A 23493-nucleotide genomic window follows, 5' to 3' on the forward strand; every position below is an offset into this window, starting at 1 on the left:
ATAATTGAAATTTCTAATTACGTACAGGAATCGCCTTTGCAGCCATTTCCTCGTCAAAGTCATTTTCCGATTTTGCCACTACGACACATGCTACACCATTACCAATAATGTTTGTTACAGCACGAGCTTCAGACATAAAACGGTCAACCCCGATTAATAATGCAATTCCTTCAAGTGGTACCATCGGGAATGCAGCTAATGTTGCAGCTAATGTAATGAATCCTGAACCCGTTACACCGGCAGCCCCTTTTGAAGTAATCATTAATACCCCAAGAAGTGTGATAATTTCCAACCAAGATAAATCAACACCATATGCTTGTGCGATAAATAATGCTGCCATCGATAAGTAAATAGATGTTCCGTCCAAGTTAAAGGAATACCCGGTAGGTACTACTAAACCTACTACTTGCTTTCCGCAACCGTAGTTTTCTAACTTTCGCATCATCGCCGGTAAAGCCGATTCAGAAGAAGATGTACCGATTACGATAAAAATTTCTTCTTTAATATAGGCAATGAAGCGGAAAATGTTGAAGTTAAAGTATTTCGCAATTAAGCCTAGCACGACTATAACAAACAGAAACATTGTAATATATACTGCGGCCATTAAAAGACCAAGGGATTTTAAAGAACCTAAACCGAAATTACCAATTGTGTAAGCCATTGCACCGAACGCACCGATAGGCGAGAATTTCATTACAATCCCAACGATTTTGAAGAAAATTTCAGATACTTGTTCAAAAAATGTTATGACAGGACGCGTTTTTTCGCCTAAAGATGCCGTAGCAATACCGAATAGTACAGCAGCAAATAAAGTAGGAAGTAAAGCACCTTCAGCTAATGCACCGACAAAGTTTTCAGGAATAATATCGTAAATGAACCCGCTTAAACCAGCTTCACTATTTTCTTCAGCAGCAGTTGTATATTTCGAAATATCCGTTTCTCCAGCTTTAGACGTATCGATTCCAGCACCTGCATTTATGACAACAGCTACCATAATACCAATTGCAAGAGCGATTGTAGATACAATTTCGAAGTAAAGTAATGCCTTACCGCCGATTTTACCAACCTTTTTCATATCACCCATGCCACCAATACCAATAACAACCGTTAAGAAGATAATTGGAGCGATTAACATTTTAATTAATTTAATAAATAAGTCAGCTAAAATTTTAAGGCTTGCGCCGAACTCTGGCCAAAATGCACCGACGATAACGCCAAGAATGATGGCGATAATTACTTGGACTGTTAGATTTTTTAGTAATTTCAATTTTGCTTCCCCCTCTGATTTATCTTTGGTAACGTTTACATTTGCAATAATAACGTAGGATTATTCGGAATATTTATTTTGTTGATAAAAAACATATCGTTCATTTTGGTCTTTTTTTTACGGCAATGATATGAAACCTTGATATAGCAAGGGGTTGCTTTGTTATAATACTGTTGTAATAATTAGAGTTTTTGTACTATAACAAAAAGAAAAACTACTTATTTTCATAAGTAGTCGAATATTGTTTATTTTGGTCAATTATTATCTTGAATTTCTTTACGAAGCTGTGTTAAGAAATCTTTATTACTTATTTTTTCATAGGAGTTATATATGGGCTGTAATGCTTCCAACCATTGTTTACGTTGCTGATCTGAAATAGTGTAAAACTGAACATTCTCGTCTGCTTGAAGCTGCTGGTAGTTTTCTGCATTCAATGCGACTGCTTGATCATGTTGCCAGCGCTGCATTTCATCAAGTGAATCTTGAATTATTTTTTGCTGGCCGTCAGAAAGCGATTTCCAAAAGTCGGCGTTCATCATTACACTGTAGGCGAGTATGCCGTGATTTGATAACGTAATATTCGGTTGCATTGAATAATAGCCCTTTGAATATAAATTTGAAAGTGTATTTTCTTGGGCAATGATTTCGTTATTTTGAATCGCAATGTATAAATCATTGAAAGTTTTTAAAATCGGCTTTGCTTTTAATAATAAAAACTGTTCTTTTAGTATATCACTCGGCATGATACGGATTTTTAGATCTTTAAACTGATCAATCTCAAGGAGTGGTGTAGTATTGGAAGCCATCTGTTTAAAGCCGTTATGCCAGAATGTCAAACCATGTACATTAATGCTGTCCAGCTCTTGCAGTAAGGAATCACTAAGATCGCCGTGCAGTATTTCATATACCTGTTCGTCGTTTTCAAAAATAAACGGCAGGTCAAGAACTTGCCAAGAAGGGAGTGCTTCTGACATTTTGGAAACGGAAGGTGCAATCATTTGAATATCACCTTTTTGTAATGCGGCTAATTCGTTTTCATCATTGTATAAAATGCCGTTAGGATAAGTTTGCACAATGATTTCGCCATCTGATTTTTCTTTAACTAGTTCGGCAAACTTATTAACTGCAAGCCCTTTTGGAGTATTTTCAGCTACAACGTGACTAAAGTTAATTACAATTTGGTCATCTAGCCCAACTTGCTCGTCGTCGTAAGGCAGGTCTTTTGTATTCCACACGTCGAAACGGTAAGAGATAGTAACGATTAACAGTAAAGCAACGACAATAGCAGTTATGATATAAAGGCGCAATAGGATTCCCTCATTTACATTGAAATTTTTTGAATGTTGTAGAAAATCTCCACACACTTCGAAGTTTGTTATATTATATAGCAAAAAAGGAGGGACAAAATGAAAATTAAACAATTAACAATGAACGGAAAGATTGTACTGCTTACCTTTTTCATTATTGCTTTCTCCTTTTTCGTAGCAGGAATATTATTGTTAAGCAATCTAACACGGGAACATGAAGAAACGGTAGGTAGCCGAGCTATGTTGATTGCCCGGACCGTTTCCGATTTGCCGGAAATTCAAAAGCAGCTTGAAGAGCAGGATATACAATTGGCACAAACGAAGATTACCCAAATTGTTCACGACATCAAAATTATTAATAAAGCGGAATATATTGTTGTTATGAATATGGATCGTATAAAATTATCGCATCCATCTCCAAACCAACTAGGCAAAAAAAGTAACTCATCGGATATGCATGCTGCATTTAATGAAAATTATTATATTTCAAAAGCAATTGGAGAACAAGGTAAGACAATTCGGGCATTTGTACCAATTTTAAACGAGCAGAAAAAACAGTTTGGAGTTGTCGTCGTAGGATTTGCATTGCCGACATTTTGGAATATTCTTGCCGAAAATACAAATGAAATTATTTTGGCTGTGCTGCTATCATTCCTTTTTAGTATTTGGGGTGCACATTTATTAGGGCGGCATATTAAGCGTCAAATGTTCGGACTGGAACCTATTGAAATTGCAAAAGTGTATGTCGAACGGACTGAAACGTTTAATGCCATGCATGAAGGAATTATTGCCGTAGATAACAATATGGTGATTACGATTTTCAATCAAAAGGCAGGCAGTATCTTAGGTGTAGGTGGTAATCCTGAAAAATATATTGGAAAAAATATTTTTGATGTACTGCCCGATACAAGGTTACCTGAAATTGTCGAAAGTGGGCTTGCTGTATACAATCAGGAAATTTACGTGAACAATCATAGTATATTAAGTAATCGTATCCCAATTTTTGTAAAAGGAAAAACAGTCGGGGCGGTAGCCGTTTTTAAGGATTTAACGGAGTTTAAACAACTTGCTGAAGAATTAACAGGCGTTAAAGCATTTGTACAAGCTTTACGTATTCAGACGCATGAGTATAAAAATAAGCTACATACAATCGCAGGACTTTTGCAGCTTGGTCATAATAAGCAGGCGCTCGATTACTTATCTCAGGTGAAAATGCAGCATGATCAAGTGACGAAATTTTTGAATGAGCGAATTTATAATGAAAATATTTCAGGTTTATTGCTTAGTAAAATAAGTCGGGGAAATGAACTCGGGATTGAAGTGACGATTGATGAGGAGAGCCAGCTGACAAGGTTTCCGGAACTGTTGGACCATCATGATTTTGTATTGTTATTCGGTAATTTAATCGAGAATGCTTTTGATGCGCTTACGGTGGTAGAACGAAGTCATAAAGAGGTATTAATTTCCATTGATGATAACGATGGTATACTGGCGATTATGGTTACAGATAATGGAATCGGAATTTCAGAAGAAAATTTAGAACAGATTTTCGAAAGTGGATTTTCAACGAAGGACAATGAAAACAGGGGCATTGGTTTATATTTGGTCAATGAAATTGTGAAAAAAGGGAATGGCACAATTGAAATATCGAGTGAAGTAAATAAAGGCACAACATTCATCCTGACATTCGAGTATTAAGAAAGGGGCTTTCTAGTGAAGACCATTCAAGTATTATTAGTAGAAGATGACCCAATGGTGCGTGAAGTAAATCGGCAATTTATCGAACGGGTGGAAGGATTTAAAGTCATCGATATGGCATCAAACGGGATCAAAGGAATCGAAAAAATATTGGAACTTATGCCGGATTTAGTTGTAATGGATATATTTATGCCGGAACAAGATGGCATTGAAACATTGCGCCAAATTCGTCAGCAAAATATAAATGTAGATTGTATTTCGGTAACTGCGGCAAATGATGTTCAAACAATTCAGCAAATATTGCATTTAGGCGTTTTTGATTATATTATGAAGCCTTTTACATTTGAACGGATTGAGCAAACGTTAATTCATTATCGTCAATTTAAAGAAAAAATGCATGCAGCGGGCGATGTAACGCAGGCGGAGTTAGATGAAATAATCGGTCAAGTTAAAGTCCAAAAGGAAGAGCATAATCCAAATTACATGATAGCACAAGAGCTCCCTAAAGGCTTTAATCGCGCCACAATGGATAAAGTGTTGGTTTATTTAAAACAGTCTTCAGGCGGTGCCTCAGCAGATGATGTTGCAACAGGTATCGGTGTAGCTCGTGTAACAGCAAGGCGCTATTTAGATTTTATGGAGAAAAATCATTTAATCCGGGTAGATATCCAATATGGCAGTGTCGGGAGGCCGATCAATCAATATTTTATTAAGGAATAGGTAAGCCCAGCCCGGAATTTATTAAAAAAATCATCATTCCCCTAGTGGAAATGATGATTTTTTCGGTTAGTAAGGCATAATTTTTTCAACAGGTTTTGGTGCTTTAATTTTCGGTAAAATTTTATCCAATGTTACGGAACGTACGATTTCATGTGTTGCTGGATCGTTTTTATCAAACTTCTCTAAAAATGAAATGACTTCCTTAACGATTGGTGTCGGTGTTGAAGCACCTGCAGTTACTGCTACTGTTTCAACGTTTTCAAGCCATTCAATTTGCAGCTCTGAAATATCCGAGATGCGGTAAGATGGTGTTCCGGCAATTTCTACCGATACTTGTGTTAAACGGTTCGAGTTATTCGATTTTGGATCGCCGACTACGATTAATAAGTCGGAAGCACCGGCCTGTTCAGCAACGGCTTCTTGACGAACTTGTGTCGCAAGGCAAATTTCTTTATGCACTTCGACATGCGGGAATTTTTCTTTTAAACTATCCATCAGGAAAGCAACATCCCATTGGCTCATCGTCGTTTGGTTAGTTACGAGAATTTTTTCGTTTTCAAAAGAAAGATTATCAATATCTTTCATCGATTGAACTAAGTGAACGTGATCCGGTGCAACACCGATTGCGCCTTCTGGTTCAGGATGTCCTTTTTTACCGATATAAATAATATCGTAGCCTTCTGCTGTTTTTTCGCGGATTAAGTCATGTGTTACCGTAACGTCTGGACAAGTCGCATCAATTGATACAAGTCCTTTACGTTTTGCGATTTCACGAATTTCAGGCGATACACCGTGTGCTGTGAAAATCACTGTGCCTTGCTCTACCTGTTCGATTATTTCTTTGCGGTTTTCGCCATCAAGCGTAATGATGCCATCTTGTTCAAAAGCATCTGTAACATGTTTATTGTGTACAATCATACCTAAAATGTAGATTGGTCTTGGTAAAGTCGGATCAAGTGCGGCATTGCGTGCAATGACCATCGCGTCTACTACCCCATAGCAGTATCCACGCGGATTAATTTTTACAACTTTCATTTATACGTAACTCCTTTCAAAGCCCTGTAATTTCATTATATAGGACGTGTATGCTTTATTCAAAGTTCGCTTACTGAAATCTCTATTAAATTCGACGGAAATGGCAGTATATAGCGAAATGATAGCCCAAGTACAGAATTTTGCGAACGTTTGCTATAATAGCAGAAATAAATAAAACGTAAAGTGGGGAAATGGGATGGCGTTTTCTTTTTTCAAGAGGAATAAAACGGTAGCGTTAAAAAATCAGGTGGAGTTTTGTATGACGAATTTATCGCTCGGCGCAGCGGATGTGTATGATGTGCTGTTAGAGCGCGAAGATATAGAAATAACGGAATCCGGCTGTACTTCAAACTGTGAGATTTGCGAATGTCATTTATTTGCGATTGTAAATGGTGAACTTATCAAAGCGGAAAATTCGGAAAAACTATTACAATATGTTGAAACTGAGCTGGAAGAAAATTCAGTCTTGTTTTAAAAAGACTTTCCGGGGAAAAACATTACATACGTTGAAAAATAGTTTTACGTGAACGGACAATTGAAAACTTTTCACTAAAACTTTATAACAATATTTCAATAGAGGAGTGTTCTTTCATGACAAACGTTGAAAATAAACAAGTTGGTGGTACACCCGCACAAACTCAGCCATCACAACCCGGAATCGAAAGTAAAATGAATCCATTACCAACACAGCCTTATGAATATACGGGAAGCGGTAAGTTAAAAGGTAAAGTAGCAATTATTACAGGTGGCGATTCGGGAATTGGCCGAGCCGTTGCCATTGCCTACGCAAAAGAAGGGGCAAATCTTGTCATAAACTATTTGGAAAAAGAGCAATCGGATGCAGAAGAAACGAAACAACTGGTTGAAAAAGAGGGTGTTCAGGCGGTTCTGGTTGAAGGGGATATCGGTGATTATGAAACAAGTAAAAAACTTGTAAAGACAGCACTTGACCATTTCCAGCAAATTAATATTGTCGTTAATAATGCAGCGGTCCAATATCCTGTCGATTCATTTTTAGATATTACGGTCGAACAATGGGACAAAACATTCCGTACAAATATGGACGGTATTTTCTATTTATGTAAGGAAGCCGTTCCGCATTTGGGACAAGGAGATTCCATTATATGTACAACATCTGTCAATGCCTACCGCGGCCATTCGATTTTAATTGACTATACATCAACGAAAGGGGCCATTGTAGGCTTTGTCAGAAGTTTAGCGCAAAACGTAGCCGATAAAGGTATCCGTGTGAATATGGTCGCACCAGGACCGATTTGGACACCGTTAATTCCTTCTACATTTGATGCGGATCAAGTAGCGGAATTCGGTACAGAAACACCATTAAAACGTCCAGGTCAGCCAAGTGAGCTTGCAGGGGCATATGTGCTGTTGGCTTCCCAGGACGGAACATATATTACCGGCCAATGCATCCATGTAAATGGCGGCAGCATTATGAGTTCTTAAAAGAGCGTTATGAAATGAATTGATCTGACCGGTAAAGCATAAAAGGTCAATAAATAGAAAGCTACTCCATTATGCATAAGAGAAGATTCGTATAAGAAATGACGAATCTGCACTCATTTGCATGGGGTAGCTTTTTATGGTGTTATTATTCAAAAGGCGGCTGAAATATTTTCGGTAAAGACGGTTTTGTTGTAATTTTCTCTTCAACTGGCTCTTGTTCTCGCCGGTTGCCTCGCGGATTCATTCTTTCTCTCATTCTTTCCCTTGGTCGCTCTTGTTGTTGCGGCATCGAAACAGTAGAAGACTCTAGCGGGTCCGATGTATCTTTAAATCCTTTGTATAAACGCCATAAAGCGGGCAGATTTTTAAACATTGGGGCTGCCTGCTGAATATAAGGCGTGAATTTTTGGGCATTATTAAATAAAGAGTTTGCTCCTGATAAAAAACCTTCAAGTTTTGGTACGTTTCCGGCCCCCGCTCCTGGAATAGGTGCTTGAGGCGGAATTGGCATTTGGTTCATAAACTGGCCAGCACCAGAAAACGAACCTGCTCCAGGAAATTGACCTGCCCCTGGTGCCGGACCTCGCATCATGTATGGTGCATACATTGGAAAGCGTGGTGCAACCGGCATTTGATTCATCATTCCTTGAGGTTGAAAGTAATAAGGTTGGCGCATATTAAACTCCTTTCTAAAAATCGACATGATATTACAATTTTCTTTCATAAATTCGTCCCAACTGTTTGACGTTGAAACTATTTACCGTTATGATATGCAGATGGTCACTTAAATGTACGAATTATAGTACAATAGGAAAGATGTAAGGAGGTACGTGAATGTCAAAATATACTGATTATCAATTCAAGCCATTTTTGCAGGACGCCATTGCAAAGCTTGGATTTACAGAACCGACACCCATTCAAAAAGAAATGATTCCACTCGTATTAAAAGGAAAGAGTGCAATCGGACAAGCTCATACAGGTACAGGGAAAACACATAGTTTTTTATTGCCTATCGTGGAGCGTATCGTAGAAGAAAAACAAGAAGTACAGGCGGTAATTACTTCGCCGACACGTGAGCTGGCACAACAGATTTTTGATGCATTAAACCAGCTAGTTGAAGGAACAGAAATTTCAACTAAACTATTTATCGGTGGTACGGACAAACAACGTACAATCGACCGTTTAAAAACACAGCCGCAAATCGTTGTAGGTACGCCTGGTCGTATTAAAGATTTAGTAAAAGAAAATGCATTGCTTGTTCATACGGCACCGATTTTAGTTGTCGATGAAGCCGACCTGGCATTTGACATGGGCTTCATTGAAGATATCGACGGCTTTGCATCGCATATGCCTGAAAAACTTGAAATGTTCGTGTTCTCAGCAACAATTCCAGAAAAATTAAAACCATTCTTAAAGAAATACATGGATTCACCGGTCCATATTCATATGAATGACAAACGACCGGTAGCGGAAGGTATTGATTTTGTATTAGTGCCTGTTCGTTCGAAATCGCGCAATACACGTTTACTTGAAGTAATTAAAGGAATCAATCCATTCCTTGCTGTTATTTTCTGTAACACACGTAAAAATGCAGAAGCTGTAGCAAGCTTTTTAGCAGAACAAGGTGTCCGTGCAGGACAAATCCACGGTGATTTAAGTCCTCGTGACCGTAAAAAAATGATGAAGCAAGTACGTGATCTTGAGTTCCAATATATCGTAGCAACAGATTTAGCTGCGCGTGGTATTGATATTCAAGGAATTTCGCATGTCATCAACTACGAAATCCCGGAAGATCTTGAGTTCTTCATTCATCGTGTTGGTCGTACAGCACGTGCCGGTACAAAAGGTACAGCGATTACGTTATACCAGCCGGAAGATGAGGATGCAGTTGTACGCATCGAAAAAATGGGAATTCCATTTGTGCAAAAAGATATTAAAAATGGCGAATGGTCTGATTTAAAAGACCGTCATCAGCGTGCAAGCCGTAAAGGTGAACGTAAAGAAGATGAAATCGATGCAAAAGCCAAAGCCCTAGTACGTAAGCCGAAGAAAGTAAAACCAGGCTATAAACGTAATATGAAGTGGGAAATGGAAAAAGTGAAAAAACGCGAGCGCCGTATTAAAGCGCGCCGCAACAATAGATAATTTTGCAAGGGGCTGCTAGGAAGATATTTCTACGCAGCCTGTTTGTTCGTTAAATGGAGGAAAGTAAAATGTTATTAGGTTCACATGTTTCAATGAGCGGAAAGAAAATGCTGCTAGGTGCCAGTGAAGAAGCATTAAGCTATGGTGCCAATACTTTTATGATCTATACAGGCGCACCTCAAAATACGCGCAGAAAGCCGATTGAAGAGCTGAATATTATGAAGGGTCTTCTCCATATGAAAGAAAATGGCCTTTCAAATATTGTTGTTCATGCACCTTATATTATTAATTTAGGGAATACGACAAAGCCGGAAACTTTTGAGCTTGGCGTAAACTTTTTGCAGGAAGAAATTAAACGTACCGCTGCATTGGAAGCAACACAAATTGTGCTGCATCCGGGTGCCCATGTCGGTGCTGGCGTTGATGCGGGGATTGAGCGCATTGTAGAAGGTCTAAATGAAGTGCTGACACAGGATTACCCGGTACAGATCGCACTCGAAACAATGGCGGGCAAAGGTACGGAAATCGGCCGTACATTTGAAGAGTTGGCACGGATTATCGATGGCGTGACAAATAATGAGCGCCTGTCAATTTGTATGGACACTTGCCATATTCATGATGCGGGCTACGACGTTATTAATGACTTTGACGGTGTATTAGATGAATTCGACAAAATTATCGGGTTGGACCGTTTAAAAGTATTGCACATCAATGATTCGAAAAATGTGCGCGGTGCTGCAAAAGACCGTCATGAAAATATCGGTTTTGGCGAAATCGGTTTTGAGGCAATGCACTATATTGTACATCACCCACAGTTAATGCACTTACCGAAAATATTGGAAACACCATTTGTCGGTCCGGATTCTAAAAACAAAAAAGCGCCGTATTTACACGAAATTGCGATGCTTCGCAATAGTGAATTCCAACCAGCATTGATTGATGCAATGCGTGAATAATAAGAATAAGAAAAACATACTTGGCACAAATTTGATGCAAAGTATGTTTTTTTGCGTTTTTTATGACATAATTTGTTATAATAAGTTAACTGTAAATTAGCAATATTCAAAAGGAGGAACCAGTTGATGAAAAAAATATTTCAGCTCGTCATTTTATTCGCATTATTCTTTTCATTGCCTATTCAAAGTTTCGCATCGGTCAATGGTGCGGTTACAACGCATTTAGGGAAAAGTAATGCAGCGGTGACAATCCGTGATGCGGAGAGCGGAAAAATCGTTTATTCGCAAAACGGGGACAAGCTGATGCGACCGGCATCGAATATGAAATTAGTGTCAGGTGCTGCCGCATTGTCGATTTTAGGTGAAGACTATCGTTTTAAAACAAATTTATATATCGACGGCATTATTGTCAACGATACGTTAAATGGAAATGTGTACATAAAGGGCAGTGGCGATCCAACATTGAAAAAAGATGACTTTCTGGAGTTTGCCAAAGTATTGAAGCGCAATGGCATTCGTACAATAAATGGTCACTTAATCGGGGATGATACCGCATTTTCCGGCAGTACATTACCACCGGGTGTCTTGAAATCAGATGAGACGTATTACTTCGGGGCACGTACTTCCGCAATCACAATGTCACAAAACAATGACTTTGATGCGAGTACAGTAATCATTACTGCAAAGCCTGGTAAAGTCGGGGCCAAACCGAGCTATTCGATTGAACCGAATTTAAGCGGTATGGTCATTTCCAATCAGGCGAAAACAGTGAGTAAAGGAAGTCGAAATACGATTGCAATCAAGCGTGCCTACAACACGAACCGCATCATTATTTCCGGGAATCTTCCACAAGGGAGCAGCAAGAAGGAATGGGTAACATTGCAGGACCCGTCGAAAAATACGATGCAGGCAATTAAGCAAACGCTGCAAGGAACAGGTTTAAAATTTGTGAAGAGTTCGAAAGTGGAATTAGGGAAAGTTCCGAAAAAAGCTACGTTGCTCCATACAAATGAATCACGTACATTGGCAGCCATTTTTCCGGCATTTATGAAGCTGAGCAATAACAGTATTGCCGATATTCTTGTCAAAGCGGTGGGCAAGCAGCAGCTAGGGGAAGGCAGTACAAATAAAGGTATCACGTTACTGAAGAAATACAGTGCATCATTGAATATTCCTGTGAACAACTGGCGTTTTGCAGATGGTTCGGGGCTATCTAATTCAAACCGTGTAACATCAAACGGTCTTTCACAGCTACTTTACAAAGTTCAAAAAGAACCGTATTTCAATACATTTTTTGATTCGTTGCCAATCGCCGGCAATAAAGATCGCATGGTAGGCGGGACATTAAAAAGTCGTTTAACAAGCAGTGCGTTGAAAAATAGAATTTACGCAAAAACGGGCTATATCCCGAATGTATATACTTTATCTGGATATATGAAAGGCCAAAGCGGCAAACAATATATTTTCTCAATTTTACTGGAAAACAAATCGAATGGCACTGTATATATTGACCGTACAATGGCAGCGCTTGTAAAAAACTTATAGAGGGGCAAAACAGATGGAAAAATTACTATTAACAGGATTTGAACCATTTTTATCAAATCCGATCAACCCTACAATGGAAGTCGTGCAGGCACTGAACGGAAAGTCTATAGGTCAGTTTGAAATTGTTGGCCATGTATTATCTGTGGACTTTGCAAAAGCACCAGAACAGTTTATGGCACTGGTTGAAGAAGTAAAGCCGACGATCATTGTTTCATTGGGATTAGCTGCAGGCATTACGAAAATTTCTCCGGAACGAGTTGCATTGAATGTAAAAGATGGGGAAAAGGACAATGCGGGAAATGCACTTGAAGATGCACCGATAAAAGAAGACGGGGATGTAGCGTATTTGTCGACATTGCCGATTCGTAAAATTGTCAACCGCTTAAATTTTGCAGGTTATCCGACAGCAATATCGAATTCAGCAGGAACGTACTTATGCAATAATATTATGTATGAAGGCTTGTACTATGCTGCTAAGAATGAAGAGATTCGAGCTGCAGGTTTTATCCACATCCCTGCATCATTCGAACTGGCGATCAAGCACGGTCGAATTCCCGGCTGGTCAATGCGCGATTTGACAGCCGCCATTGAACTGGCACTCGAAGTATGTGTTGAAAACGTGGAGTTGGCGGGCAAAGTGCTTTAAGTTAAATTCATTATCAAATATTGAGGCTGCTCAGCAAAAGAATGCTATTTTTCTCTCAGAGAAAAATAGCATTTTTGGGTTATGTCCCAATCTCTTTTCACATTATATAAATTTTACAATCCCACTAGCTTCATCAATTTTTTATAGCGTTTATCCCCGAGCAGCTTATGGATTTTTTGTAAAACCTCTTTTGGAACGCCGGTAAGTGCCCAGCTTATATTGGCATGCTTCAAGATTTTTTGCAGCTTCTGAACTTCTTCAATGCTCAATTCAAGTCCCTGCTGTTTTGCAAAATCCTGCAATTGCCTGTCATTCATTCCTTTTAAGTTATCTAACCATTGTAGCATTTGAATTGTCTTCATCCTTTCAAGTTTATTCCCTTTACATGAACAAAAAACTGCATTATACTAACATGATGTAAATCGTAATGATTTTGAATTAGAAAGAAGCGAACGAAATGAAAAAACCATTGATTGAATTGAAGGATGTTTCCTTTCAATATGAATACACACAAGCATTGAAAAATATTTCGCTACGTGTCAATGAAGGCGACTTTTTGGCGTTAATCGGCCAAAACGGTTCCGGAAAATCGACACTTTTGAAATTAATTTTAGGACTGTTAAAGCCTATGTCAGGGGAAATTAAATTATTTGGCGAACAAGCAAACCATTTTAAACACCGTGAGTGGATTGGCTATGTTTCGCAAAAATCCAATGCCTTTAACTCGGGGTTTCCTGCAACGGTCGAAGAAGTCGTGAAAAGCGGTTTATCGCAAAAAGTCGGACTCTTTAAACGCTATCCAAAAGATGCGGACTTTTTAGTAAAAGGTGCTCTAAAAGATGTCGGCATGGAGAAATTTCTAAATCGGAATATTGGTCAGCTTTCAGGTGGGCAGCAGCAGCGTGTGTTCATCGCACGTGCATTAGTGTCCGATCCGAAGCTCCTTATTTTGGATGAACCGACAGTCGGAATTGACCGCGAAAATGTGCAGGCATTCTATGATATGCTCGCACATTTGAATAAGCATCACAATATGACAATGATTTTAGTTACACACGATGTGGATACGGTTTCGGATCGTGTCAGTCATGTCGCATGCTTAAATCAGTCGATCCATTTCCACGGATACAAAAATGATTTTGATACGATTTCGGAAGAACAGATTGCTAGCTGGAACGGCCACTCTGTTCGAAAGATTCATTAAGAGGAGCAGGCCGTTATGATTGAAGCTATATTAAACTATGAATTTTTACAAAATGCCTTTTTCTCAGGGCTTATTATTGGAGTAATAGCGCCATTACTTGGTGTATTTATCGTAGTGAGACGATTATCGCTTATTGCAGATGCACTGTCGCATGTCACTCTTGCGGGGATTGCGGGAAGCTTGTATCTGAGCCAATCATTTGCAGCGCTGGCATTGCTGAACCCGATTTATCTGGGGATTTTCGCATCTGTAAGTGGGTCGATTTTAATTGAACGATTACGCAGACTGTATAAACATTATGAAGAACTTGCGATTCCGATTATTATGTCGGGCGGTATCGGTGTAAGTGCCATTTTAATTTCACTTGCAAGCGGATTTAATGCGGATTTAATGAGTTATTTATTCGGCTCTGTATCTGCTGTATCGCGTCAGGATTTATATGTTGTACTGGCGATTGCAGTCGTAGTTGTTTTATTTTTAATTCTGTTTTTTAAAGAGCTTTTCGTATTGTCGTTTGATGAAGAATATGCGAAAGCGAGCGGTTTACCCGCGAAATGGATTCATTTAATCTTTATGATTGTTGTCGCACTTGTAATCGCAGCAAGTATGCGTATTGTCGGAATTTTGCTTGTTTCAAGCTTAATGACATTACCGGTAGCTGCAGCGATGCGATTAGCTCGCGGCTTTAAAGAAGCGATCATTTTAGCGATTGTATTTGGAGAGCTGGCCGTAGTAATTGGACTCGTTTCTGCATTTTACCTGAACTTGGCACCGGGTGGAACAATTGTTGTAACTTCGATTTTGATCTTGCTATTAGTAATTTTAATTAAAAAACTTGTTTTGAAATTCACAATTAAATCGGAAGGGGAAGAAGTACTGTGAATGCAGCGCGCGCGTGGGAAATATTAAAGGATAATGGCTATAAAAAGACGGATAAACGAGAGTTGATTTTGGGTATGTTTGCAGCTACAGACAAATATTTGACTGCCCGTGATTTGTTATCAGTATTGAAAAAAGATTTCCCTGGGATGAGTTTTGATACAATTTACCGTAACTTGGCTACTTTTGTGGAGCTTGATATTTTAGAAGAGACAGAATTAAACGGTGAGCGTAATTTCCGTATGCATTGTGAGTCGGATCACCATCACCACCATTTTATTTGCCGTGATTGCGGGAATGTTAAGGAACTGTCTGTTTGTCCGATGGAAATGCTCGGTGAAAAGCTGCCGGGTTATGCTGTAGAAGCACACAAATTTGAGATTTATGGCAAATGTCCGGATTGTTTGTAAATTTCCATTGCATATTTCTGTTAATATGCTAAAGTGATTAAGACAAATTGAATAAATTTGCAGGAAAAAGATGCATTATGCATAAATGGGAATTCGGTGTAAATCCGAAGCTATTTCCGTAACTGTAAGCGTTGATGAAAATAAGTGTGAGACCACTGCTAATATAGCGGGAAGGTACTTATGAGTAAAGTGAAACGCAGAGCCAGGAGACCAATCTTTTTCTTATCGTAACATCCCTCTTCGGAATTAAAGAGAATGTACGGCAGTCACTGATCGAATGAGCATCCTTTTGCAGCACACTTTTTTGATTTTTGAAGCCATCCATTTTCTTGGGTGGCTTTTTTTCGTACACTCGTAATTTCGTGAGGCACTACTTGAAGTGAGGAGAATTTTATGAAAAAGGATATCCGTTTTTCCTGCTATCCGTTTATGCGGGAAAAATCAAGCTGTGTTGATTATGAAATCCGCACCGATTCTTTAACAACACGAATCGGTACGGTGTTTCCGACGTTAGTCGATGATGCGGCCGGTCAAGTCGTTTTGGAGGACTTAAGAGCGATTCAACCGTTAGCCTATCATGCCAATGGTTCGGTACGCGGCAAATTGGCCATTACATCTGAGGATTTGCAATGGCTAAGCGATCGATACGATTTTTATGTAAGTGAAGTTGGAGAAGCGATTCAGCAGTTTGTACTGCCACAAGGAATCGAAAGTGCAGCAAGACTGCATATTTGCCGCAGTGAGGCGAAAAAGTCTTACAGGGCATTACATAAAGTGAGCGAGGAAAGAGAAGTGGATGAAATTTTGTTTGATTTTCTCGGGCTGCTTGCCAATGTGTTTTTTGTCATGGCGGTCTATATGAATCAGCAGCATCAACAAGAGGAAATTCCATTTATCTCAAAATCTTATCCGACGAAAAAGAAAAAAGGGGTTGCAACAAATGAAATTTAATAACAAATGGATGGTTGCTTTGGCGGCAACATTATTACTGGCAGCATGTAGTTCAGATGAGGAAAAAACAGGTGGCAAAGCAGAAAAAGAAGAGCAGGCTACATCGAAAAATGATGGTGCACCGTATACAGTTGTAGATGACCGTGGTGTTGAAGTAACATTCGATGAAGTACCGGAGACGATTGTTTCTCTGCAGCCAAGCAATACAGAAATTTTGTTTGAATTGGGTGTCGGTGAGCAAATTATCGGTGCAACAGACTTTGATACATATCCGGAAGCCGCACAAGAAATTGAACGTGTGTCGACTTCTACTGTCATCAATGCAGAGCGAATTCTGGAATTGGATCCGGATGTCGTTGTTGCCTATACAATTGGGGAGGAAGCACAAATTGCCCAATTGGAAGATGCAGGTTTGAAAGTGTTTGTAATTGCTTCGGCGGCGACATTTGATGATGTTTATTCGGATATTATCCAGCTTTCTGAAGTAATGGGTGTCGAACATAAAGGGGAAGAAGTTGTAGCCGACATTAAGGCGCAAATCGAAACAGTACAGGAAAAAACAGCGACAATTGATACGAAGAAAAAAGCCTATTATGAAGTATCACCAGCTCCGGATCTTTGGACTACCGGCAGCAGTACGTTCCAGCAGGAAATAATGAATCACGCCAATGTTGAAAATATTTTTGCTGATCAGACGAGCTGGATTAGTGTGACGGAAGAAGATGTCATTACTCGTAATCCTGAAATTATTATTACACCGGCAACGTATATGGAAAATGCAGTTGAAGAAATTCTGGGACGCACAGGCTGGGACAAAATACAGGCAGTCACAGAAAAGGCAGTTTATTTAGTGGATGGGGATATTATGTCACGTCCTGGACCGCGTATTGGTGAAGCCGTTGAAATTATGGCACAATCAGTATACCCGGAACTATTTAAATAAGTATAAAATAGAAGGACATGCCTTGTTTAGGTATGTTCTTCTTTTATAATGAATGAGGAGGGGATACGAATGATTTTTATAACGGGTGGTGTAAGGAGCGGCAAAAGTGCTTTTGCAGAGAAGTACGCGAGGCAATTAGGGGAAGAGAAGACGCTCTACTATGTCGCGACAGGCGTATCCTTTGATGATGAAATGAAAAAAAGGATTATCCGCCATCAGCAGGACCGTGAAAATCAGAATGCCAACTGGAACACAGTGGAAATGCAAGTCGAAGTTCCGTTAGCAATCAGGCAGCTTTCTAACGAGGCAGTTGTGCTTTTTGAATGTGTGACAACATGGCTTTCGAATGTACTGTATACATATGAACAAAAAAATGAAAATAGCGAATATATCGATAATTGTATCGAATCGATGCACAAGCAATTGCTAACTTGGCGGAAGCAAGGTGCTACAATAATAGTAGTATCAAATGAAGTGCTGGATGAACTGCCTTCACAATATGAGGAAGTAAATTTATATCGTAAATTGTTGGGAGAGCTTCATCAATGGATTGTCCAAAACAGTGATGAAGCATATGAAGTACAATTTCAGCTTGTACAGCGGTGGAAATAAGGGGGAAACAAGTTGAAAAATAGTTGGAGCGGTTTTTTATTAGCGTGGCAATTCTTTTCTGCAGTACCGATTAAAAAACAACTGGATATGAATGCCAAGTCGGTTACATGGATGTATGGCTTTTTGCCAATTGTCGGATTGCTGATGGGATCCATAATTAGTAGTGGCGTATTTATACTTTCTCGCTATAGTGACATTTCGGACCTGTTGTTGGCGATTTTGATTGTGATCGGGATGATCGTCCTGACAGGGGGTCTGCATTTAGACGGATGGATCGATATGAGCGATGCGTTCTTTTCCTATGGAGAAAAGGAGAAACGGTTGGAGATATTGGATGATCCGCGTACAGGCGCTTTTGGGGTAATAAGTGTTTTTTGTTTACTCGTATTAAAAATCGGCGTAATTTATGAAATGCTGCTCTTTGGTCAATTGGCGATTGTGCCGTTTTTAATCTTCATTCCTTTTATAGCGAGAATGGGGATGCTGCTATATTTTGTAACGATGCAGCCTGCAAAGGAAAAGGGACTCGCTGCCTATTTTAAAGGGATTGTCATTCAAAATAAGCTTGCTGTTTTAATCGGCGTTCAAAGTATCCTGGCATTTGTATTCTGGCTTTATATGGGCGTTTTCAGCTTATTTATTTTGGTCGTAGTAATGCTGATCGCTGTTGTTATTTACCGGAATTGGTCAAAGAAACATTTTGGCGGTGTAACAGGTGATTTACTCGGTGCACTTGGTGAAGGGTTGGAGGTGGTGCTATGGCTAACGATATTACTGTGCATTTAATCAGGCACGAAAAAACGAAAGCAAATGTGGAGCGCAAATATATTGGCTGGACAGATGAACCGATACTGAAAAAAGTGGAAGCCGAGATCAATCTAAAGCCTAGCATCGTTTATGGAAGCGATTTGCGCAGATGCCGCGAAACTGCACAATGTTATTTTCCAAATGCCGAATTTATCGCTTCGCGGGAATTGCGTGAACTGCATTTTGGGGATTTTGAAATGTGTACATATGAACAATTACAGCATAGTGAAACATACCGGGCTTGGATTGCCGACCCACTTGGAAATCCGATTCCAAACGGAGAAACCTTTACCCGATTCAAGCAGCGCGTATTGGATGGCTTTCATAGGATTGCAAATGAAAAGAAGGAATATACATTCATCGTTCATGGAGGAGTAATTCGATTATTACTTGCCATATACGGAAAGAAGGAGCAAACCTTTCAGCAAACAGTGGCCAATCATCGTACGATTTATACACTTGGCTGGGATTCGGTAGATGAACTCATAGGAGGTGCAAGATGTACATTATACTCGGAGGCGCACATAACGGTAAACGAAAACATGCAAAAAAACTGATTGCACAGTTACCGGCAAAAGAACTGATTGTTTGTGATGGGCACTTGCCAAAAGTAGAAAATATAAATGAAAATGAGCGCTACATAATAAGTAATTTTGAACAAATGATTTTACCGTATCTTCATGAACCGGAAGAAAAGGCTGCACAGCAAATTTTCGAACATATTTTACAAATTGCCGAGCGGGCAGAACTGTTTTGTATTTGTACAGATACAAGCCGCGGCGTTGTACCGCTTGAAAAAGAAGCACGGCAATTAAGAGATACGTGCGGCCGGCTATATCAGAAGCTTTGTAATGAAGCACAGACAGTTGTTCGTGTATGGTACGGTATTCCACAAATTTTAAAAGGAGATTCTCATGGACAAAACTAAATTACGTTTAATTATTTTAACAGCATTAATTGCGGCAATTTGTGTGATTGGGAGTTTTATTAAAGTGCCGGTAGGGATCGTCGGAACAGCAGCACTCGATTCTGCCCCGGCTCTTATTAGCACAATATTTCTACCGCCAGTTTTTGCAGGGGCTGCTGGGGCACTCGGTCATATCGCAACAGGTCTTACATCCGGTTTTCCGCTAGGCATTTTACATCTTCTAATTGCAACGGAAATGTTTATTATCGTTGTGGTTTTTGCAATTATGCATCAAAAAGGACTTCATATTTTTAAATGGATATTTGTAATTATCGCTAATGGTGTTATTGCACCGATTCCGTTTTATTTCATTATTTCTCAGGCATTTTACATCGGCTCAATTGCCTCTTTAACAATTGCGACAGCTGTGAACTGTCTTATCGCAATACTTGTCATGCCTGTATTGAAGACGGTCGTGCAGCGAGTAGGGGTTAATGTATGAGAAATGCGATAGAAGTTAACGGGTTAGTCGTATCAATTGATAATTCGGGTTGTATCGGCACAAAAGAGCATGATATTGTACACGTACCAAATGAAGTTACCGCTTATTTTACAGCTCGTACCGCTATTTTAGAGCAACTTTGCGCGGGTGCCGTACCGGTTCAGTTATTAATGGCCAATTTTTCGGGCGATGATGTGTGGGCTGAATATGAACAAGGTTTTAAAAAGGCATTTTCCGAAATGGGAATGGAGATGCCTCCTTTAATGGGCTCGAGTGAAACGAATTTCCAGTCGCTTCAGTCGGCTGTCTCTCTCACTATGCTAGGGAAAAAGCAATTCGGACGAAATACGAACCATTGCGAGTTTTATGTTGTCGGCGAACCGCTTGTCGGAAATGATGTGATAGAAAATCCCCACAAAATAGCCCGGTTAAATGAGCTGTATGAAGGGCTGGTCAACGGAATGATCCAAGCAGTATGGCCAACAGGTTCTAAAGGAATTGGCACAGAAATAATACGTTTTGTCGGAGAAAAATATACAGCAGATGTTGATTTAACCGGTTCGGCAGGTCCATCATGTGCGGTGTTAGTTGCTGTAAAAAGAGAGCTTGAAGAAATATTCAAAACTAAAATGACAGCACCGGTTAGAAAACTTGTAAAGTTAAAGAATGATTATTAAGAAATTTGCTCGAAAACTAATGGAACTTCTAGAAAAAAATATTTTTTGACGGAAATTAAAAAATACTAAATTTTCTAAAAATAAAGTGGTATGATAGAGTGTATCAACTTAAATTAGTTAAGGAGCCTGAAATTATGACAACATACCAAATTACAACTGAGTTATCAACAAATAGAAAACAAAAAACACCTGCAGAACAGCTTGGTTTTGGTAAGATTTTTACTGACCATATGTTTGTTATGGATTATGAAGATGGAAAAGGATGGCATAATGCGACAATTACACCATATGCTCCAATTACATTAAGTCCTGCTGCGATGGTATTCCACTATGGACAAGCAGTATTTGAAGGTCTGAAAGCATATATGACAGAAGATGGTGAAGTCCAGCTATTCCGCCCGGACCGTAACTTCCAGCGATTAAATTCTTCCAATGCACGCCTTTGCATTCCGCCGATTGATGAGGATTTTGCATTGGAAGCATTAAAAGAATTACTTCGAGTAGACCGCGAATGGGTTCCGACAGCTCCAGGTACGTCACTTTATATTCGACCATTTATTATTGCGACCGAAAGCTATTTAGGTGTAAATCCTGCGAAAAGCTATAAATTTATGATTATTATGTCACCGGTTGGCTCTTATTATAAAGAAGGCATTAACCCGGTCAAAATTTTAGTAGAACAGCAATATGTGCGTGCCGTAGTTGGCGGTACAGGTGAAGCGAAAACAGCCGGCAACTATGCGTCGAGCTTAAAAGGTTCAGAAATTGCTGCGCAACAAGGCTATTCTCAAACATTATGGCTGGATGGTAAGGAAAATAAATACGTAGAAGAAGTCGGCAGTATGAACATCTTCTTTAAAATTTCAGGAAAAGTAATTACACCTGCATTAAACGGCAGTATTTTACCGGGGATTACCCGTGATTCGATGATTCAAGTATTAAAATCAAAAAATATTCCGATTGAAGAGCGTGCAGTTGCTTTTGAGGAAGTTATAGAAGCGGCTAAAAACGGCACATTGGAAGAGGCATTCGGTACAGGAACTGCAGCTGTCATTTCGCCGGTAGGGGAGCTGAAATGGCTGGATGAAGTCATTTCTGTCAACAACGGCCAAATCGGTGAAGTAACGCAAATGCTTTACGATACATTAACAGGCATCCAATACGGTAAAGTTGAAGATCCATTCGGTTGGACAGTTATAATTTAATAAAAAGAAAATACAGCATTTTCCGTTATGGAAGATGCTGTATTTTTTATTTTCCTAATTATTTTTCAAGGACTTCTTCAACTCGTGAAAAGTCTTCGCGAGGGAGTATTGCTGATTTTTCAAATGTATTTTTTCCGACATATGTTTCAATTAATTCTTTAACATCAATACCGGAAGAGGCTTTTAATGTTTCTTGTAAGCCGGCCATTAAATCAGTCGCATAACCCGTTACTTTACCAGCACCGCCGTTTGCACCGCCACCTGTATCAACAACTGTAATCTTGTCGATATTTGAAAGTGGGCTGGCAACTTGTTTTGCGTATTCCGGTAACATTTTAACAATCATATCAAGGACAGCAGCCTGACCGTATTGTTCAAACGCTTCTGCAATTTTCTCTTTCGCTTCTGCTTCTGCAAGACCGCGCAGACGGATAATTTCTGCCTCAGCTGTACCTTGTGCACGCTCTGCATCTGCTTTTGCAAGACCATCTAAACGAATGCGTTCTGCTTCAGCTTGTGCCTGTGCTTCAATACGGTATTTCTCCGCATCTGCCTGTGCAAGCTCTTTACGTTTTTGCGCTTCTGCGTTTTGTTCGATCGCATAACGATCCGCATCTGCCTTTTTCTTTACTTCTGAATCATATTGCTTTTCACGACGTAGAATTTCTTTTTCTTCTAACTCGATTTGCTTTTGACGTTCAATGATTCGTACTTGCATTTCCTGTTCAGTTACTTCCTGTTTAGCACGTGCAGATTCCAATTCGTACGCCTGGTCGGCACGGGCTTTTGCGATGTCCTGCTCACGGCGGTATTCAGCCACTTTTAACTGATTATTTTTCTCGGCTTCCGCAATTTCAGTAGCACGCTCTAATTCAGCCTGTTGCGCTTCCTGAGCTGCTTGAGCACGTTTAATACGTGTTTCTTTATCTGCTTCAGCAGTTGCGATATCGGCATCACGTTTCACTTGAGCGATTCGTGGCTTACCTAGAGAATCCAAATAGCCGTTTTTATCACGAACATCTTTAATTGTAAATGATACAATGATCAAGCCCATTTTCGCTAAATCCTGGGATGCGACACGTTGTACTTCCTGTGAGAACTTATCACGGTTTTTATAAATTTCTTCTACTGTCATCGATCCTAAAATCGAACGTAAGTGACCTTCCAGTACTTCGCGTGCTTCACTTTCGCGTTCCTGTTTATCTTTCCCTAAGAATTGCTCGGCAGCAGTTGCAATTTCTGAAATTGAACCGCCGATTTTGATGATTGCTGTTCCGTCAGCCATAACTGGAACACCTTGCTCTGTATAAACTTCCGGAGTTGTTACTTCCAGTTTGCTTGAAAGTAGACTAAGTGGTTTTGCCTGTTGAAAAACCGGGAATACAAATGTACCACCACCGCGAATAATTTTAATGCGGTTTCCTGAATCATCGGTATGTACATTTTTGCTTCCTAAATAACTACCTGTTACGATTAATGCTTCATCCGGACCGGCTGTGCGATATTTCATAATATAGACGGCTACAAGAGCGACAATTAGAAATACGACTACTCCGACTGTTAATAAAATTCCTGATATACCTTCCAAACCTGACATACAAATTCCTCCCTGT

Annotated in this window: 26 protein-coding genes and 1 riboswitch; of the genes, 20 read left to right on the forward strand and 6 right to left on the reverse strand. The window is 39.6% G+C overall.

Going from position 1 to position 23493, the window contains the following annotated elements:
- Positions 1-13 precede the first annotated feature (13 nt).
- Entirely contained in the window at positions 14-1267 is a 1254-nt protein-coding gene (gene dctA, locus B5473_RS12515; protein WP_079525640.1) for a C4-dicarboxylate transporter DctA, read from the reverse strand.
- Positions 1268-1521: 254 nt separating this feature from the next.
- A complete protein-coding gene (locus tag B5473_RS12520) occupies positions 1522-2574 on the reverse strand; it encodes a DctP family TRAP transporter solute-binding subunit (protein ID WP_176142075.1) in 1053 nt (350 codons plus the stop codon).
- 105 nt (positions 2575-2679) lie between these two features.
- Here B5473_RS12520 and B5473_RS12525 point away from each other — a divergent pair, with 105 nt between their 5' ends.
- The gene (locus B5473_RS12525) at positions 2680-4272 is read left to right on the forward strand and encodes an ATP-binding protein (RefSeq protein WP_079528690.1); all 1593 of its coding nucleotides are present in this window, start codon (positions 2680-2682) and stop codon (positions 4270-4272) included.
- A gap of 15 nt (positions 4273-4287) precedes the next feature.
- Positions 4288-4992, forward strand: a complete 705-nt coding sequence (locus B5473_RS12530; RefSeq protein ID WP_079525642.1) for a response regulator — start codon at positions 4288-4290, stop codon at positions 4990-4992.
- 66 nt (positions 4993-5058) lie between these two features.
- Here the strand turns inward: B5473_RS12530 and B5473_RS12535 are convergent, their stop codons facing one another.
- Positions 5059-6027 carry a 4-hydroxy-3-methylbut-2-enyl diphosphate reductase gene (locus B5473_RS12535; RefSeq protein WP_079525644.1) on the reverse strand — a complete coding sequence of 323 codons (969 nt, stop codon included), beginning with the start codon at positions 6025-6027 and terminating at the stop codon, positions 5059-5061.
- Between the two features lie 196 nt (positions 6028-6223).
- Between B5473_RS12535 and B5473_RS12540 the strand changes: the two genes are divergently transcribed.
- Entirely contained in the window at positions 6224-6502 is a 279-nt protein-coding gene (locus tag B5473_RS12540; RefSeq protein ID WP_079525646.1) for a DUF1450 domain-containing protein, read from the forward strand.
- Positions 6503-6618: 116 nt separating this feature from the next.
- On the forward strand, positions 6619-7491 hold the full coding sequence (locus B5473_RS12545; protein WP_079525648.1) for an SDR family oxidoreductase: 873 nt from the start codon (positions 6619-6621) through the stop codon (positions 7489-7491).
- 145 nt (positions 7492-7636) lie between these two features.
- Here the strand turns inward: B5473_RS12545 and B5473_RS12550 are convergent, their stop codons facing one another.
- Entirely contained in the window at positions 7637-8194 is a 558-nt protein-coding gene (locus tag B5473_RS12550) for a YqfQ family protein (RefSeq protein ID WP_254865308.1), read from the reverse strand.
- Positions 8195-8325: 131 nt separating this feature from the next.
- On the opposite strand from B5473_RS12550, the gene B5473_RS12555 reads away from it, so the two are divergent.
- The 4 genes from B5473_RS12555 (at position 8326) to B5473_RS12570 (ending at position 12783) form a co-directional block, all read left to right on the forward strand.
- Positions 8326-9636 (forward strand): DEAD/DEAH box helicase, encoded by a 1311-nt coding sequence (locus tag B5473_RS12555; RefSeq protein WP_079525652.1) that lies wholly within the window; start codon positions 8326-8328, stop codon positions 9634-9636.
- A gap of 68 nt (positions 9637-9704) precedes the next feature.
- Complete coding sequence (locus B5473_RS12560) at positions 9705-10592, forward strand: deoxyribonuclease IV (RefSeq protein ID WP_079525654.1); 888 nt, start codon at positions 9705-9707, stop codon at positions 10590-10592.
- A gap of 126 nt (positions 10593-10718) precedes the next feature.
- Positions 10719-12137, forward strand: a complete 1419-nt coding sequence (gene dacB, locus B5473_RS12565; protein ID WP_079525656.1) for a D-alanyl-D-alanine carboxypeptidase/D-alanyl-D-alanine endopeptidase — start codon at positions 10719-10721, stop codon at positions 12135-12137.
- Between the two features lie 13 nt (positions 12138-12150).
- Positions 12151-12783 carry a pyroglutamyl-peptidase I gene (locus B5473_RS12570; protein WP_079525658.1) on the forward strand — a complete coding sequence of 211 codons (633 nt, stop codon included), beginning with the start codon at positions 12151-12153 and terminating at the stop codon, positions 12781-12783.
- 113 nt (positions 12784-12896) lie between these two features.
- Here B5473_RS12570 and B5473_RS12575 read toward each other — a convergent pair whose 3' ends face one another.
- The gene (locus B5473_RS12575; protein WP_254865309.1) at positions 12897-13145 is read right to left on the reverse strand and encodes an isopropylmalate synthase; all 249 of its coding nucleotides are present in this window, start codon (positions 13143-13145) and stop codon (positions 12897-12899) included.
- 95 nt (positions 13146-13240) lie between these two features.
- On the opposite strand from B5473_RS12575, the gene B5473_RS12580 reads away from it, so the two are divergent.
- From B5473_RS12580 to B5473_RS12635, 12 genes are all read left to right on the forward strand, one after another.
- Positions 13241-13987, forward strand: a complete 747-nt coding sequence (locus tag B5473_RS12580; protein ID WP_079525662.1) for a metal ABC transporter ATP-binding protein — start codon at positions 13241-13243, stop codon at positions 13985-13987.
- Positions 13988-14002: 15 nt separating this feature from the next.
- Positions 14003-14869: a metal ABC transporter permease gene (locus B5473_RS12585; RefSeq protein ID WP_079525664.1), complete on the forward strand. Its 867-nt coding sequence runs from the start codon at positions 14003-14005 to the stop codon at positions 14867-14869.
- Positions 14866-15276 carry a Fur family transcriptional regulator gene (locus tag B5473_RS12590; protein WP_014824390.1) on the forward strand — a complete coding sequence of 137 codons (411 nt, stop codon included), beginning with the start codon at positions 14866-14868 and terminating at the stop codon, positions 15274-15276. Before B5473_RS12585 ends, B5473_RS12590 begins: the two co-directional genes overlap by 4 nt.
- A gap of 51 nt (positions 15277-15327) precedes the next feature.
- Positions 15328-15509, forward strand: a riboswitch (cobalamin riboswitch).
- Between the two features lie 160 nt (positions 15510-15669).
- Complete coding sequence (locus tag B5473_RS12595; protein WP_079525666.1) at positions 15670-16227, forward strand: hypothetical protein; 558 nt, start codon at positions 15670-15672, stop codon at positions 16225-16227.
- Positions 16217-17170 (forward strand): ABC transporter substrate-binding protein, encoded by a 954-nt coding sequence (locus B5473_RS12600; protein ID WP_079525668.1) that lies wholly within the window; start codon positions 16217-16219, stop codon positions 17168-17170. Before B5473_RS12595 ends, B5473_RS12600 begins: the two co-directional genes overlap by 11 nt.
- 69 nt (positions 17171-17239) lie before the next feature.
- The gene (locus B5473_RS12605; RefSeq protein WP_079525670.1) at positions 17240-17782 is read left to right on the forward strand and encodes a bifunctional adenosylcobinamide kinase/adenosylcobinamide-phosphate guanylyltransferase; all 543 of its coding nucleotides are present in this window, start codon (positions 17240-17242) and stop codon (positions 17780-17782) included.
- A 12-nt stretch (positions 17783-17794) separates the two neighbouring features.
- Complete coding sequence (gene cobS / locus B5473_RS12610; RefSeq protein WP_079525672.1) at positions 17795-18568, forward strand: adenosylcobinamide-GDP ribazoletransferase; 774 nt, start codon at positions 17795-17797, stop codon at positions 18566-18568.
- A complete protein-coding gene (locus tag B5473_RS12615) occupies positions 18541-19146 on the forward strand; it encodes a histidine phosphatase family protein (RefSeq protein ID WP_079525674.1) in 606 nt (201 codons plus the stop codon). The genes cobS and B5473_RS12615 overlap by 28 nt, the downstream gene beginning before the upstream one ends.
- Positions 19089-19517: a bifunctional adenosylcobinamide kinase/adenosylcobinamide-phosphate guanylyltransferase gene (locus tag B5473_RS12620; RefSeq protein WP_079525676.1), complete on the forward strand. Its 429-nt coding sequence runs from the start codon at positions 19089-19091 to the stop codon at positions 19515-19517. Before B5473_RS12615 ends, B5473_RS12620 begins: the two co-directional genes overlap by 58 nt.
- The gene (locus B5473_RS12625; protein WP_079525678.1) at positions 19504-19998 is read left to right on the forward strand and encodes an ECF transporter S component; all 495 of its coding nucleotides are present in this window, start codon (positions 19504-19506) and stop codon (positions 19996-19998) included. The genes B5473_RS12620 and B5473_RS12625 overlap by 14 nt, the downstream gene beginning before the upstream one ends.
- The gene (locus tag B5473_RS12630; RefSeq protein ID WP_079525680.1) at positions 19995-20675 is read left to right on the forward strand and encodes a hypothetical protein; all 681 of its coding nucleotides are present in this window, start codon (positions 19995-19997) and stop codon (positions 20673-20675) included. Before B5473_RS12625 ends, B5473_RS12630 begins: the two co-directional genes overlap by 4 nt.
- A 134-nt stretch (positions 20676-20809) precedes the next feature.
- Complete coding sequence (locus B5473_RS12635) at positions 20810-21880, forward strand: branched-chain amino acid aminotransferase (RefSeq protein WP_079525682.1); 1071 nt, start codon at positions 20810-20812, stop codon at positions 21878-21880.
- A 58-nt stretch (positions 21881-21938) separates the two neighbouring features.
- On the opposite strand, the gene B5473_RS12640 is transcribed toward B5473_RS12635, so the two are convergent.
- On the reverse strand, positions 21939-23477 hold the full coding sequence (locus tag B5473_RS12640; protein WP_079525684.1) for a flotillin family protein: 1539 nt from the start codon (positions 23475-23477) through the stop codon (positions 21939-21941).
- Positions 23478-23493: the final 16 nt, after the last annotated feature.

It is taken from the genome of Solibacillus isronensis (assembly GCF_900168685.1).
Lineage (GTDB): Bacteria > Bacillota > Bacilli > Bacillales_A > Planococcaceae > Solibacillus > Solibacillus isronensis_A.